This window comes from Chryseobacterium populi (assembly GCF_000282115.1).
GTDB lineage: Bacteria > Bacteroidota > Bacteroidia > Flavobacteriales > Weeksellaceae > Chryseobacterium > Chryseobacterium populi.
In genome coordinates, this window is the sequence record NZ_AKJY01000115.1 from 1 (window position 1) to 15,440 (window position 15,440).

Genomic DNA, 15,440 nt, shown 5'->3' on the forward strand with positions numbered 1-15,440 from the left:
TTTTCCGCTTTTTTCTATAGTAATGTATAATTTCTTATATCGAACTCACGTTATTTATAAGAAACAAGATAGAGTGGAGAAACTTTCTTGTTTCTTTATTCCTTTAAGGTTCCAGCAACAAATTTAGATCTTCAATCACTTTTGACCAATATTCTCTTGCTAGTTCACGCTGACTTTCATTTTTTAATTTATCCACATGGAAGGAAATTGTAGTCTTATCTTTATTTTTGGAAGGAATAAATCTCATCTGTAAATTGGCGTATTCCTTGAAGTCGCTATGCCTCCATTTCGTTCGGATATGTGAATATTCCTTAAAAGTTGAAAAATCCAGGTCTACACCTTCAGACCAATAACCTAATCCCCGGTCTGAAAAAAAGACGTTCCACAGTTTTTCCAGGTTCGTGGACACAGTTTTTCTGATTCCGAACTGCCAGCCTGCATCTTTGGTTAATCCAATGTTATTTGCCATGTTTATTATTCTTGGTAAAATGATTTCACATTTGAACATAATTATTTTTTTTCAATCGAAGCAAAAGCTCTGACCGGAAACGTTCCGACACCTTTAAATTTTGGTGGAGCGGCGGTGAACGTAAAATTCTCAGCTGGCAATTTATCTAAATTACAGAGATGTTCAACGATCAAAATCCCAGAGCCCAATAGGATTGTATGAACGGGTCTTGTTTTGCCAGATGTGTCATCTATATTGTGGGAATCAATACCTACAAGGGTGACGTTACAATCCCGCAGATATATCGCTGCCTTTTGCGTAAGATATGGATGATCCTGATAATATAGTTCGGTATTCCAATGTTTATCCCAACCGGTCTGTATCAATACAGCTTTATTTCTGATTTCTCTATTCTTAAAATGATCTTCCGTAATTTCTAGAGTTTCTGTAAACGGTATATGGATCATTACTGCTTTCAGTTGCGCAAAATTCTTTAATTCCGTTTGAGAAATATCTTTACCTTCAGCAAATCTGTGAAATGGACAATCGATATAAGTTCCGGTATTAGTGACCATTTCTATTTTGCCGATCTGAAAAGATATATCCCCGTCATAGTTGTGTCTTGACTGTTCCCTTGAGAGATAGTCGCAAATATGTGGTGCCGGCAGACCTTTGTAAGTTATCAGACCATCTTCGATTGTATGACTCAAATCTATTAAGAATTCTTCTGCCACGCTTTCATCAATTGGTTTACGTTTATGAGGCTCAATAAGGATTTCCTTGTTAAGAATATTAACTTTCCCTACCATTAGCAACTGCATATCTTCCACAATGTAGTCCGCCAGGGCACTGTCGCTGATATCATCTCCGGATATATCAAGCCTGAAATCTTCCCCTTTGATACTACCACCATTCGTAAAGAATATCTCGAAGTCAAATTTTACTCTTTTTTCCATAGGATATTTTAATTTTACTATCACAAAAGTGTGGAAATCTAAATATTGTTTACTTGACTTAGATCAATTTGATTGATTTTTTTACTCCTGATCCTACTAAGTGTTTCAGGACTGATCCCAAGGTATGAAGCAATATGGAAAAGCGGTATCCGCGTATCTGCATCCGGGAACTGTTTTAGAAAATAGTGATATCGTTCATTGGCGTCCATAAGTAAAAACGAACTTTCCCTACGGCATTTTTTGATATATTCCTTGGCTAAAATATTATTCAATAAAATATTCCATTTGGTATCCTCCCGGAGCAATTTGTCCATAAGAGCCTTTGGTATACTTATCAAATCACATTGTTCAATGCATTGAAAATATAAGTTCGTTTTTTCCTGGGTCAGAAAACTTGTAAACGCAGTAAAAAATTCATTTTCAAAAAAGAATTCGGTATTGATTTCTTTATAATCTTTCTGGTAGAAACTTCGTACAACCCCTTTTTGTAGGAAAAAGAGTTTGTCTGCAACTGATAATGGGCTTATGATACTGCTTTCCCTGTCTGTATTGAAAATATTAAGGTTATCCTTCAAAAGTAAGATTTCGCTATCATTTAGAGGAAAAAGACTTTCAATGTTTTCGATCAATTGGGTTAACGGGTTATTTTCCAAGCCTGATAGTTTTAAAATTCTGATTACAACATTATGAGTTTGTGCAACGAACGATCCTATAATTAAAAGTAATAAATTATAAGCATTTGTTCAATACTTATAATAAAAAATAATATATCATTAAACAAATGGTCTTAAATCCAATAGTTTCTGTACAAGCCTTCCACTTTTTCACTTAACTCTGTTTTATCTTCAAATTATGGATAATGATATTAAGAAGTCAAGGAATATTTAAGTATTTATAGATTGTTTTTATCTTTTCTTACAATGAATTTTGATAGATTTTCAACTTAAACTTTTCAAAATATAGTTTAGATTCTTCAAACTTATTTTTATCCATAAAGTTGATAATAAAGTTTAAATATTCTTCAGAGGGTAAAAACTGGTATCCCATCTTTTCTGAAAAAGCCTTATACTCAGTCTCCAGAAGCTGTGGATTTTTGGAGAGTTTTTTGATATCTGTCCGGTATCCTTTAAATATAAATCTCAAACCATTATAATTTCCTGGGTAAGAAACTGTTCCATGCATTTCATCTTCATAAAACTGGTGTTTATAATTAATCTTATCTTGTGAAGATAAGATGGTTTTGAAATTTTGAATTCCGTCAATCATATCTGAGTTCCAGCTTTTGTTATCTTTATTATCCGCTTCAGAAAGATATAAAAATTTAGCTTTTGAAAACTTACCATCTTTTAAAGCTTTTCGCATTTTTTCATTCACGATCTGTTTATCCCACCAAAGGCTTGGATCATTGGCTATATAAGCATTAAAGTAGTCAGGGTGCTCAACTAAAGTGTTGATGGTAAATAATCCTCCAAATGAATGTCCTAATAAAATTGAATAATTTTCGGTACGGTAATTATTTTGAATGAAAGACTTAAGCTCTGTTTGAATAAAAGCAGCAAAATTCTCAGCACCTCCACTGTTTTCAAATAAAATTTCTGTAGGATTTACAGGGCTTTTAGTGGAAGATTTACTAGGCGTCATATCTCTGGTTCGGTCCGTATTGGTAATCCCTACCAAAATACATTCTGGCATATCTGGGTAGGGGTTTCTAGCAAGGTACTTCAACATAGGCTCTACATAATCGAAATTAATTTCTGCATCCAGAAGATAGATTACCGGATATTTTGCTTTTGAAATATCAGAACTGTGATAACTTTTGGGTACAGAAATCCAAATTTCTCTTTCCTCATTCAAAACTTTGGAGAAAATCTTCTTTTTATCTACATTCTGCTGAGAGAAAACTAATACACACAGCATACAAAAGCAAAAAACAATTATTTTTTTAAATATTTTTATCATGGTGAACTTCTTTTCTGTTTCGGTGAATGTTTTTAACTTCTGTAGACTTTTTACCCTTCTTGTTTCTTCGCCCCCACCAGATTAAAAAACCTGTGATAGGTAGTGATGTAGCGATAATCCCTGCAAGAAATGTTGATAGCTTACCGAGTTGGCCCCACCACTGTCCCATGTGAAGCTGCCATACAATATTTTCGGTAGTCTCATGCCGCAGATATTTTTTATCAATCTCTATTTTTTTTCCCGAATAACGATCAAAAACTGAAATATCGGCATTTTCTCTACTTTTTAAACCTGCCGTCCCTGAGGTAAATACAAAAGCTCCCATTTTTTGCTGATCAAAATTCCAGATACTGACAGAAGGTTTATCCGGAAATTCTTTTTGTAAAATTTCAAAAGCAAAAGGAATCATGTCTTTTGAAGTTCTTGTAGAATCCATTTTCGGAAGAATATCATCCATATGCTCAACAGAACCGCCCGTAGATTTAATTGTGAGTTCCATCATAGGATGAAAAAATATAATAAGTCCCGTCATCCCGAGAATAAAACAGACAATAAGAGAATAAAATCCGTAGACATTATGCAAATCATAATTGAATCTTTTGAAACGTGCTTTCCATTTAATGGTAAAACTTGCCTGTCTGGTCGTTTTATTCCATTTTTTCGGCCACCAGAGAATAAGCCCCGTTAGGGTACTGATGACAAAAACAATGGTTGAAATGGCTACAATCCATCCGCCAACTTTTCCTGCCAAAAGAGCACTATGCAGATGTGCCATTACAAAGAAAAAATAAATGGTTTCATCTACTTTAATAACTTTTCCGGAATAAGGATTGACGTAAACATAGGCCAACTTTTTTACTTCAGGATTAAACGCTCTTACACGAATGCTACGTTTCAGGTCTTTAAAAATTACGAATTCTGAAACTTTTAGGGCAGGATTGAAATCGTGTATATTTTTCATTAACTGTTGGTGAGTTACCCTTTTGGCATTTTGCGGAACTTCCACATATTTGGCATCGCCTGCGGTATAGTTCATGATTTCGTCCCCATACACTATGATGGTTCCTGTTAAACTAACAAAAACCACAATAATTCCTGCAACAATGCTCGGCCAAAGATGAACCCAAGCTACAATGCGTGAGAAGAGTGATTTCCCTTTTTTATTTTTTATTTCTTTCTTTTTTTCCATTTTCTAAATTTTCTTTCTTTTTGGGCGATTTTAAACGAAAAATTGTCCACAGAAAAAATCTATGAACAATTATTATCAGTTTTTAATTCTTAAAAATTGAACGATAGGCTTGCCAGGAATGTTCTGGTCTGCTGCTGAATCGCCCACGAAGTGGAAGTCCAGTACTTTTCATTACTTAGGTTATTTACTTTGATGGCAAAACGATACTTCGGCATTTCGTAGAAAACAGTAGCATCCATCGTGTGGAAGCCATCTACTCTCACGGTATTCTGATCATTAAAATAGTAAGCGCTCGAAATATTCCCCCCAAAACCAAGTCCGAAATTTTTCAGTGATCCTTCACTAAATTTATAGCTTGCCCAGTAGTTGGCCGAATTTTGAGGAACACCCGCTGGTCTTTTTCCTGAAATGTTCTGCTGGTTATCCCCAACATCTTCATATTTGCTTTCGTTATAGCCATAGCCTAATAATATATGTAGACCTTTTACAGGATTGGCGATTAAATCCATTTCAAAACCTTTGCTACTCTGTGTCCCGTCCTGAACGGCATAAAGAACATTATTACTATCTAATATTGAGCGTACTTTATCTTTAACCTTGATATTGTAATAACTTACTGTACCATTTAGTTTACCATCGAGTAATTCAAATTTAACCCCACCTTCTAATTGGTTGGCCTGCTCTGGTTTAACGGTGATATTAGGATTTGTAGCTAAAGAGTTAGGAGAAACGTTTTTAAACCCATTCTGCCAGTTTCCAAATATGGAAACCTGATCTTTTAATACCTGATATACTACGCCGAATTTAGGAGAAAAAGAGGTCTGTTGATAATCTCCGGCTCTGTCATGGAAACGGTCTGCTCTTAAGCTTGCCATTACATTAAGTCTATCGAAAAACGTTACTACGTCGGATACATAAGCACTGAACGTCTGCGTGTCTCTTGAGTTAGCAGTTCTAGTTGCATTGCCTAAAGCATTCTGATATGTATTTACATTGAGTACAGGTGCGTTTTGATTTAAAATAACAGAGGTTGTATCATAACTATTTATCGTCGTTCTAGTGTCATTAGTTTGAAGCTGTGTATAATCTAGACCAATTAATAATTTATTGTTTACACTGCCCCAATTATGCTCTGCATTAAAATTCTGCTGGAACTGAATGGTATTAAATGTACTCGGAATACTCATTAACCTTCTCTGAAGTGTAAAGTCCCTAGTAGTATTTCTTCCAACCAATAAAAAAAGATAGTTGGCATCATTGTCTGTATTGGAATAAGAAAATCTTGTATCTGAAGTCCAGTGCTCATTGATTTTATAATTGGCATTCGCAAAAATATTAACCACATTAGCCTTTGAGGTAATATCATTCGACGCATAAGAACGTTTCCAGTCCCAATTCAATTCACTGAAATTGGAGATGTCAGCATTCGGGTTTAAACCTACATATGTAGAATTTCTTTCAGACTGGAAATATTCCATATCCAAAGCAAGTGTTAATTTATCATTCACTAAATATTTGAATGATGGAGCCACCATAAATGTCTTATTTACGCCTTGATCCTGGAAAGATTTTTCTCTATGAATAGCCGTATTTAACCGGAAAAGGAACGTTTTTTCAGGGTTTAATGCTCTGTTAAAATCTAAAGTTACTCTTCCCAGACTATAGCCACCTCCTGTAACACTCACAGCAGTTTTATCATATGGTAAAGGTTGCTTGGTAACTCTGTTTACCAACCCACCGTAAGAAACCAGCGTAGTCCCAAATAAAGTAGAAGATGGACCTTTGATTACCTCTAATCTTTCTAAGTTAACAGGATCTGAAAGGGATACAAAATTTGTTGCCATCCCGTTACGGATAGAGCCTGCACCATCTGCACCGGAGAAGCCACGGATCAACATAGAAAGTCCTGTTCCGCCGGAACCTACTCCCAACATCACATTGGTAACACCCGGAGATGTAAATAATGCATCTTTAAGATCTACAGCCACTCGTTCTTCAAGCAATTCTTTAGGAACAACCGTATATACCTGTGGGTTTTCAAGATTCTTCAGGGGCATTCTCGCCACCATTTCAGATTTTTTTTCGGCATATTTTTTAACACCATTTATACTTACTTCTTCTATTGATTTTGTAGTTATGGTGTCCTGGCTTTGTGCATTAGCAAAAATAGCAACAAGTAGAGATAAAGAGATTGTGGCTTTCTTCATAGATAAAATTTTCAGCAAATTTAACTATTTTTAACTATTCTAAATTAAAATATGAAATATATCATTTTATCAAGCAAAAACTCAAGATCAATCATCTTTTTATTACCAACCTAAAATATAATAAATGAGACTGTAATAGCAGTTTAACGAAGAAGCAGAAATAAATATTATCAAACTAATTTTGATGATAATACTTTAATTTACCTCTATGTTAAAAAGTGGAAAAAATTATTATATCTTATTATCTAACTATTAATCAAAATCTAACTTAATTTTTAATGAGGCTTCCCTGGCAACGGAATCTATTATTGTAGTATAAATTTCTGTTGTCTTAAGGTTTCTATGACCCAAAAGTTTAGAAATTGTATAAATAGATGTGCCTGATGCAAGCTGTAATGTGGCAAATGTATGTCGAAAGCCATGAAACGTAAAGTATTTGTTGATGCCGGCATTCTTTAGCCATGGTTTAAGAAATTTAATAACATCATCATACTTAATTCCTTCAAAAACTTTTTCATTGTTATCTTTTGGAAGACCCAATATTTCTAATGTCTTATCTGATATAGGGTAGTATTCTGCATTTCCAGTTTTACTTTGTTTGTATATAATGTAAAAACTGCCCGTAGATCCTTGTATGTCACCCCATACAAGGTTTTTAATATCGGAAAAACGAAAACCGGTTAATGCGGAAAATAAGCCAGCTTTTTTAACTAATTGTGATTCACATTTTGCATCAGCCATACTTTGTAGCTCATTTAAGAACAGGAAACAGCGATGAGTTTCCTCTAATTTTATTCCTTTGACCAGCTTACTGAAATCTGTTAAAATATATTTATTATTAAAAGCACTCTTAATGGTATTTCTAAATTTGTCAAAATAAGATGATGCAGTATTAAGACTGATTTTTCTTTCGTATCTGCCAATAGATGGATTAGATAATAGAAAATTTCTAAACTGTTCACATGTAGGATAGTCGAGCTCAATAAAAGGTAAATTTTTCCCGCAAAAATTCTGAAAATACCTTACAGCCATTTGCCAATTGTATGAATCTGGTCTTTTGTTTGCTTCAGCTTGAAAGAATTCCGTAAAATCTGATATTCTTTTTTTGATTAAAAAATCATAGTTTTTATTTTGAATATCTATTAGACGTTCGGCTTTTCTATATTCCACCAATTTCAAAGTTTCAATATTATGTAGTTTTTCTACATTATTTTTAGGATTCAAATAGGTGTGTAAATGTAGAAAATACTTTCTCTTAAGTTCTCCCGTTATTGGATGTGCTATGGGAGGATAGATATCCAAATAATGAGATTCTTGTCCATTACTTATGGGCTTTTGTCTTAGTTTTACCCTTGTCATCACCGGTTTATTTTCTCATTAATAAAACATAGTTTAAAGGTCAAAAGGTCTTTTTCACAATTGCAGTTTTTTCGACTGCTAATTCTCTTTGACTTTTCGAATACTAATCTTAAAAAGATTATCAATTTCTATTCTACTAATTCTGGTATTTCTTACAGATAGTTTTATTGATTTTAAACGGCCAGAATTAACTAGATCATATACCATTTGCTTACTACATTTCAATAAGCAGGCTGATTCTTTAACGGTTAGAAAAGCGGAGCTATTTATAAGATCCATAGAGGATTCTTTAAAAAGTTGAGTGTTGATGTTACTTTTTTCTATTTTTTTTGTTTTTAGTTCAGCTTTATATGCTTTTTTATTACAGGTATGGCTGCAGTACTTTGTGACTGTTGTTTTTGCGATAAATTCCTTGCCACAATATTGGCATATTCTTATGATCTCAATGTTAGAACTCATATCAATGTTTTTAAAGCGGACTGTTAACCAAATAATTTAATATGGGATTAACCCATAACATTTTGCAATGTGTATCCATAATAGTGGATACTGTAATGTTTGAAAATTCTAGAAGTTTAGTAATTTCCTGATAATATACTCATTCGGAGTTTATTGCTAATCCTATCATTATATACTTCAAGCATCATTTTTACTCTTAAATTTTCTGCTAGGAACAGTGTTTGGTCATTATGCTTTTTTTCAATTTGCGATTTAGGCATGCGATACAGAAAAAGTTTTAAATAAAATTTTCGCTGCGATTTTCCAGTTAATGGATCATAGATAGGAGGATAAGCATCTAAATAAAGTCTAACAGTATTTTTAGCTGCAGGCTTTTTACGTAATTTAATAAGTGTCATAATATTTTGTTTTAGAGTTGTCTACAAAAATATTATGAACTCTGTTTAGTTTTAAATTATGTCTTTGAAAAGCCTAATTTGTCTTTTATAGGCCTTCCAGTAATATAAAATCAACTATATTAATTATTATTTTTGATAACTGTATTGAATAACCTTCGTATAATTTCTTTAGACACATAAACAGATTTTCCCTTCTTTATTTTAATTATATTATTTATTTTCAATTTATTGTACAGGGCACTGGCAGAGATTTTATATAGGTTAATGATCTCATTTATTGTCCAACAGTCTTTTATTTTTGTATCTTCATCTTTAAATATAAAAGGTTCTATTTCTGTTTTACTTTGATATAATAACTTTCCAATTTCTTCCTTAAAAACTCTGGTTTTTCTTTGACTAAAATTAATAGAAGATAACTTTCCTTTTTTGATCATATCATAGATTGTAGTTCGGGCACATCCTATAATACTGGAGGCTTCTTTTATCGTCATGCAATCAAAGGGAGAATAAGTGTACATTTTAAAATTGCATAAATTCTTATTTTCTATTGTTTGAGATGAATTTTTATTATATCTCTTATACATTTTTGTTCTACATCTTTGACTGCAAAACCTTGTTACAGTAGTTTTGGCTGCAAATTCTAATCCACAATATTCGCATGTTTTCAATATTTGGATATGTGTACTCATTGCTTTGTTCTAACTAGATGTGCATCTTGAATATAAATCTAAAAATAGATGGTTGTAAATGAATGCAATAAATTGTCCAAAGTCTAAAATAAGACAGTTAAATTGTCTCAAAAGTGGATTATAAAATGCTTAAAAGAATCTTAGAAATCAACTTTGATAATTGTTAATCAATTTATATAGAAATTAGACTCATTAAGTACAGTAAATTAACCTTTATACTAATGGTAAATTGTTTAAATCTAAATCGTTTGTATGAAAATGAATTATTTAAAAAAAGGCTGTAAAAGTTCTAAAGAATTACCTTTAAATAAATACTAATTAATTCATTTATAGGGTGCTAGTATATATTAAGTGCAGTGAATTAACCAATAAAATCGTACGGTTTTTATTTTGGAGCTAGGGGACAAAACTGGGGACAAATTTAACTGATTTATAGTGCTAATTTTCTTTTGTAAAACATATAAATTGCTGTAATACAGCGGGTTATAGCATATTTAAGAGAGTTTGTTTAATTATTTTAAGTTGTTGATTTTCAGTCACTTACACGCATTATTTCCCGATACAGAACTTCGAAAAAATATTCCCCAACACCTCATCATTCGTCACTTCCCCGGATATTTCACCAAGATGCTCCAAAGCATTTCGAAGTTCATAGGCCAATAGTTCCGTTGAAATCCTGAAAGTGATGGCTTCTTTTACTTTGGATACGGCATCTGACGATTTTCGTAATGCTTCAAAGTGACGTTGATTGGTGATAACGACATTATTTTCTTCCGATTTTAATTGCTCTACGTAAGAGGATAATTCGTTTTTAAGATCCTGCATATTCTGATCCTCAACCGCAGAGATCTTAATAAAATCAAAATCACAGGAAATTCTGTTTCTGAGAATATCTTCAACCTTTTCATATTTCGTTGGAAGAACTTCATCAATTTTTGTAGCACAGATAATCAGCTTCAGATCATCTCTCTGCAGAGACCTGATCATTTCAATGTCTTCAGAGAAATCTTCTGTTGCAGCATCTGCCAGATACACTAAGACGTTGGCATTCTGAACTTTTTCTTTCGCTTTTTTAACGCCAATTGCTTCGATTTCATCTGCGGTTTCACGTAATCCTGCCGTATCGATCAGGCGGAAGGCATGCCCTTTTATATGCAATACCTCTTCTATCGTATCTCTCGTTGTTCCGGCAATATTGCTTACAATCGCTCTTTCTTCTTTCAATAAAGCATTCAGTAAAGTTGATTTTCCTGCATTCGGTTTCCCGATGATGGCAACAGCTGTTCCGTTTTTGATGGCATTCCCATATTGGAAGCTTTCGATCAGGGAACTCAATTTTAAATCAATCTTATCAAGCAACTGATTTAAAGCCGACCGGTCTGCAAATTCTACATCTTCTTCCGCAAAATCAAGCTCAAGCTCAATTAATGAAACAAAGTTCAGCAAGTCGGTTCTTAATAACGATATTTCATTGGTAATACCACCTTTCAGCTGATTGATGGCTACTTTTCTCGAAGCCTCATTTTCAGATGCGATCACATCGGCAATTGCTTCTGCCTGGGAAAGGTCAATTCTTCCATTGATAAAAGCACGAAGTGTAAATTCCCCTGCTTTGGCCATTCTTGCCCCGTTTTTAGTTAAAGTTTCAAGAATACGTTTACCGATATGTGGCGAGCCGTGGAAGGCAATTTCCACAGAATTTTCAGTGGTAAAACTTTTCGGAGCCAGAAAAACAGATAACATCACTTCATCAATAGCTTCATGCTCATCCATAAAATAACCGTAATGGATGGTATGTGACTTCTGTTTTTCCAGATTTTTGGAAGGAAAAGATTTTTGAACGACAGTTAATGCCTCGTTCCCTGAAACTCTGATAATGCCTAAAGCTCCTATTCCATTAGCTGTAGCCAGTGCACAAATGGTATCGTTATTCATGTTGCAAATTTACGCTTTTTAATGCTAATTTTTACAGTAAACGGCTATACGGATTGTCTATGGTATTGATTGAGATCAGGAACGAAAAACAGTTTAACTTATTTATTTTTGATTTTATAAAGACAGCCAAGGGAAGGAGTATAGGGAGAAGACACAACGTTAAATTCGATTGGGTAAGCTTAATCTTTTGTACAAGAATCGGATTTATAAGTTAAGAAGTATAAGGATGATATTGTAATATATATCAACTTATCGAAAAATTAATGTAGAAGTGTTAGCAATATAAAAGTTATTTGTGGCGATTCTCTCCATGCAGATCAACAAAGATAAAATTTCAGACATCTTCTGGTAGGCTTTGGTTTCCGAAGTCACCTTTTCATAATCCACTACGATTTCAACATGAAATATTTTTTTGCTCGATGCGTTCATCAAAGTTATCCGATACAGAGTAGATTTTATTGCATTAAGCAAACAGAACCAATGCATTAAAACTACCAATCCAGCAGCTCTGCAGTCCCATTTGTAACCTTTATCTGATCATTATTCTATTTAGGTAAAACAGAGTTGTTGAATGATATTGGAAATGAATATTTAAAGATTCTTCTCAAAGGTATTGGACCGGCAGTTGGCGCATGGGCTGTATTTATATTGTATAAAGTTCTTAAAAAATTTTCGTTTTGAACAACGGGAATTAATAGAAAAAAGCTAAATACTATTAAGGAAAGTTGAGAGATCATCATCCTTAATCAACCCAAGCTTAGATTTTATTTTTGTTTTGTATACTCTTACAGTTCCTGTTGTTGTATTTTCAAGAGCAGCAATTTCTTTAGAGGAGAGATTCATAATAAAATAAGTACAAAGCTTTAATTCTTTTTTGGTAAGATCAGGACAACGGTTAGAAAGCTCGTCCATCAATAGCTTATTTTCCATTGTGCCTTCAGTGAAAGAGTTATAGCTTCTTTTATCAATCAGTATCAGGTTATTTACTTTTAGCAGCAGGTCTCTGATGACTTGTTCCGAATCTACATTTACCCTTTTCGTTTTTTTTAGATTTTCCAACAAGATTTTTTCAGCATCAATCTTAATGCTAAGTGTTCGGTGCAGGTTTTTTATTTTCTCTTTTTGGAAGCTCCTATCCTGTTCCAGTATTTTCTCATTACTTTCAAAGAGTTCTCTCTGTTTTTGTGCAATTTCTTTTTCGTTTTTGATTTTGTTCTTTACACTGAAAATAATGATGGTCAGAATAATGATACATAAAATAGCAAGGCTGCTTAACCATAGTTTTTGCTTTTTTTGAAATTGAATGTCATACCTGTATTTATTATCGATATCCTTGATGATTAGACTATTCAGATTATCAGTGATCTCCTGAACATTTTTTTTACTTTTATCATCAAATGCATGGTACAGGTTAGTTAGTTTTTCAGAAGTAACCTTCAGTTCCTTTAACTGATTATTGCCGGAATAATATCTTTGAATAATTTCATTTAATTTGATTTTATCGGATATATTATTTACCTGAGGTTCAATGTTGGCAAGGTAATCGACAATTTTTTTCTGCTGATCGCTTTGCCCCGTTGTGATATAAAGGTCAAATATTTTTTCTGATGAAATAATACTCAGATGATCATCTTTTTTATTCTTGTAATATTCAAACTGTTGAAGTAAGATTTTTTCGGCATTACCATAATTTTTCAATTTGTAAAAATACCCACCAAGATTGTCTCTCATTGAATTAAGAAATTCAATTTCTTCCTGATTCAGATTTTTTTTACTTTCCAGAATTTTAATCCCTTTTTTAGTTTCTTCGATGGCAAGACCCGTTTTCCCCGATTTATCATAAGTAAGCCCAAAATTATTATGCATGGATGCAATATATAATGTATCGTCAGGCTTAAGATTCTTGAGGGCCTGCTGGAAATAATACATTGCTTTAGGATAATTTTTATCATTATAATAAAACCTTCCTTTAGCATGGTATAAGTGGCTGATATAGTATGTTTTATTTAGTTTTTGGTCAAATTTTATACTGTTGTCGATAAACTGCATGGCTAGTTTAGGTGACGTATGCTCTAGTTCCAGAGCCAGGTTAAAATTGCAGATCATTGAAATAAATGCGTACCTGTCATTATTATGCTTCAGTAATTCAAATACAACAGGGATTTGTTTAGAACCGTTATGCTCTTTTAAAAAATATTCTGTGTATCTGGAACTTATCAGGTATTTTTCATCTTTGGTTTTTTCGAACTTCGTAAATTCTCTTTTTTGGATTGCCTTAATCTTATCCGGTTCTTTATAAATTGGAGATAGCTCTTGTGTTAAATTGTAGAAATAGTCATTTGCGTCATCCTTTTTCTCACAAGAAACAAACAAAAATAAATTGAACAGGAATAATAAAAAAAACTTCAATAAGCTGATAGTTTTCATTGTTTTTTGACAAGATTTGTGATTCATACCATTTAAAATATAAAATTACAATTAAAATGATGAAATACTTCATTATTTTCAATTTTTAAAGGTTTAGTGAATCATAACAAGAAATAACAACAAAAAATTCATATGAGCAATGGTGGACAGCTGCAATTAATTCCTTACTTGTAGTTTTTTTATGGATATAATTTTTTTTGCGAATTGTCGGATATCTAAAATAATACCGTAAATAAAAATTATATTTCTGCTGGAATAATGAAAATTTTCATAGCTGGTTGTATTTAACTGATTAATAATGAATTTATTATGGTTTGTTGTAGAAGTGGAATTATTTTATTCTTATTTATACAGCTTTTTCCATTTTGCAACTGTATTCCTGCTTAAATTAAAATATTGGGCAAGCTGGGTGTTCGTATAATTATATTTTTTTTGATATTCAAGAATCTTAAATATAGATTGCTGGTCATACGAACGAAGCTGCTGATTAATCTTAGATGTTTCTTTTTCCGTATGGCTGAATATAAGTGCGTTAAGCTGCAGAATATCAAAGCTTGATAATCTACTTTTGGTTAAAATTTTTTCGCAAAATGACCTTTTTTGAGGAAATTTCTTCTCTATAATATCAGTATAAATACGCTTATAATCCGGGGTTAAATTTTTCATAAGTATCTTTTTAAGCTGTTTCACTATAGTTATAGTATGGGTAATAAAAAATTACAATGACTGATGAATTTTTTTATTTTTTGTGAATCCATCTGTATAAAGTAGTTTTAGGTATTTTATATTCCAGCATGATTTGTTCTTTTGTTTTCTCTCCCTCTTCTAGAAGCTCCAGGATAAAGTCTATGATTTCCTTCGTGTAGAGGTTTTTTCTGAATTGAGGAAGGTTTGATTCCTTTTTTTTCTTACTTTGCGAATCAGGATTTGAAGGAGGGGCGTAAAAAATTAAATGTTGGGAATATATTCTGAAAAAATCATATTCTAATAATTTGCACCATCTGAGAAGGATTTTAGTATCCATACTTTCCGCCAGGTACATTTTCTCAATTTCTTTTTCATCCATGCGCAAAAAATTACAGATTCTGGATGTTTCCAGATCTAATTCTAATGTTCTTTCTTTAATAAGTTTTCCTATATGGATTTCTTTAAAATTAGTCCCTGTCATATATTTTCTTTTTAAGAGATTTTTTAAAAAACCCCCAACTAATTGGAAAAACTTAGTTGGGGGTAAGACCACCATTAGCTGAAAAAGTAATTTACTTTCCGAATATCTGCCTGGTTTCGCTGAATAATATTATTAAATAGTCATTACTGATGGTGTAATTATAGTGAGTTTGTGTTTTTATAGATTATAATTTAAGGCCTCCAGAAGCTCCAGACTTTTCCGTTGAAGACCGCCAGTAGTTTTGCC

The 15,440-nt window shown here is 32.7% G+C and carries 14 protein-coding genes; all 14 read right to left on the bottom strand.

What is annotated here, in order from left to right:
- Nucleotides 1-103: 103 nt before the first annotated feature.
- On the bottom strand, nt 104-469 hold the full coding sequence (locus tag PMI13_RS19660; protein WP_007847079.1) for a hypothetical protein: 366 nt from the start codon (nt 467-469) through the stop codon (nt 104-106).
- A gap of 41 nt (nt 470-510) precedes the next feature.
- On the bottom strand, nt 511-1,404 hold the full coding sequence (locus tag PMI13_RS19665; RefSeq protein ID WP_007847091.1) for a cyclase family protein: 894 nt from the start codon (nt 1,402-1,404) through the stop codon (nt 511-513).
- Nucleotides 1,405-1,442: 38 nt separating this feature from the next.
- Complete coding sequence (locus tag PMI13_RS19670) at nt 1,443-2,057, bottom strand: Crp/Fnr family transcriptional regulator (RefSeq protein ID WP_007847094.1); 615 nt, start codon at nt 2,055-2,057, stop codon at nt 1,443-1,445.
- Between the two features lie 262 nt (nt 2,058-2,319).
- Nucleotides 2,320-3,321 (bottom strand): alpha/beta hydrolase, encoded by a 1,002-nt coding sequence (locus PMI13_RS19675; protein ID WP_051957089.1) that lies wholly within the window; start codon nt 3,319-3,321, stop codon nt 2,320-2,322.
- A 25-nt stretch (nt 3,322-3,346) separates the two neighbouring features.
- Nucleotides 3,347-4,552 (bottom strand): PepSY-associated TM helix domain-containing protein, encoded by a 1,206-nt coding sequence (locus PMI13_RS19680; RefSeq protein ID WP_007847097.1) that lies wholly within the window; start codon nt 4,550-4,552, stop codon nt 3,347-3,349.
- 89 nt (nt 4,553-4,641) lie between these two features.
- The gene (locus PMI13_RS19685) at nt 4,642-6,759 is read right to left on the bottom strand and encodes a TonB-dependent siderophore receptor (RefSeq protein WP_156104497.1); all 2,118 of its coding nucleotides are present in this window, start codon (nt 6,757-6,759) and stop codon (nt 4,642-4,644) included.
- A gap of 252 nt (nt 6,760-7,011) precedes the next feature.
- Nucleotides 7,012-8,118 (bottom strand): site-specific integrase, encoded by a 1,107-nt coding sequence (locus tag PMI13_RS19690; protein ID WP_007847100.1) that lies wholly within the window; start codon nt 8,116-8,118, stop codon nt 7,012-7,014.
- A 78-nt stretch (nt 8,119-8,196) separates the two neighbouring features.
- On the bottom strand, nt 8,197-8,577 hold the full coding sequence (locus PMI13_RS19695) for a helix-turn-helix transcriptional regulator (RefSeq protein ID WP_007847102.1): 381 nt from the start codon (nt 8,575-8,577) through the stop codon (nt 8,197-8,199).
- A gap of 116 nt (nt 8,578-8,693) precedes the next feature.
- Complete coding sequence (locus PMI13_RS19700) at nt 8,694-8,975, bottom strand: hypothetical protein (protein WP_007847103.1); 282 nt, start codon at nt 8,973-8,975, stop codon at nt 8,694-8,696.
- Nucleotides 8,976-9,094: 119 nt separating this feature from the next.
- On the bottom strand, nt 9,095-9,664 hold the full coding sequence (locus PMI13_RS19705; protein ID WP_156104498.1) for a helix-turn-helix transcriptional regulator: 570 nt from the start codon (nt 9,662-9,664) through the stop codon (nt 9,095-9,097).
- 549 nt (nt 9,665-10,213) lie between these two features.
- Nucleotides 10,214-11,599 carry a tRNA uridine-5-carboxymethylaminomethyl(34) synthesis GTPase MnmE gene (gene mnmE, locus PMI13_RS19710; RefSeq protein ID WP_007847112.1) on the bottom strand — a complete coding sequence of 462 codons (1,386 nt, stop codon included), beginning with the start codon at nt 11,597-11,599 and terminating at the stop codon, nt 10,214-10,216.
- A 705-nt stretch (nt 11,600-12,304) separates the two neighbouring features.
- Nucleotides 12,305-14,026: a tetratricopeptide repeat protein gene (locus PMI13_RS19715; protein ID WP_034670764.1), complete on the bottom strand. Its 1,722-nt coding sequence runs from the start codon at nt 14,024-14,026 to the stop codon at nt 12,305-12,307.
- A gap of 342 nt (nt 14,027-14,368) precedes the next feature.
- Nucleotides 14,369-14,692, bottom strand: coding sequence for a hypothetical protein (locus PMI13_RS19720; RefSeq protein ID WP_007847117.1), 324 nt, complete (start codon nt 14,690-14,692; stop codon nt 14,369-14,371).
- 73 nt (nt 14,693-14,765) lie between these two features.
- Nucleotides 14,766-15,194, bottom strand: a complete 429-nt coding sequence (locus PMI13_RS19725) for a helix-turn-helix domain-containing protein (protein WP_007847119.1) — start codon at nt 15,192-15,194, stop codon at nt 14,766-14,768.
- Between the last annotated feature and the right edge of the window lie 246 nt (nt 15,195-15,440).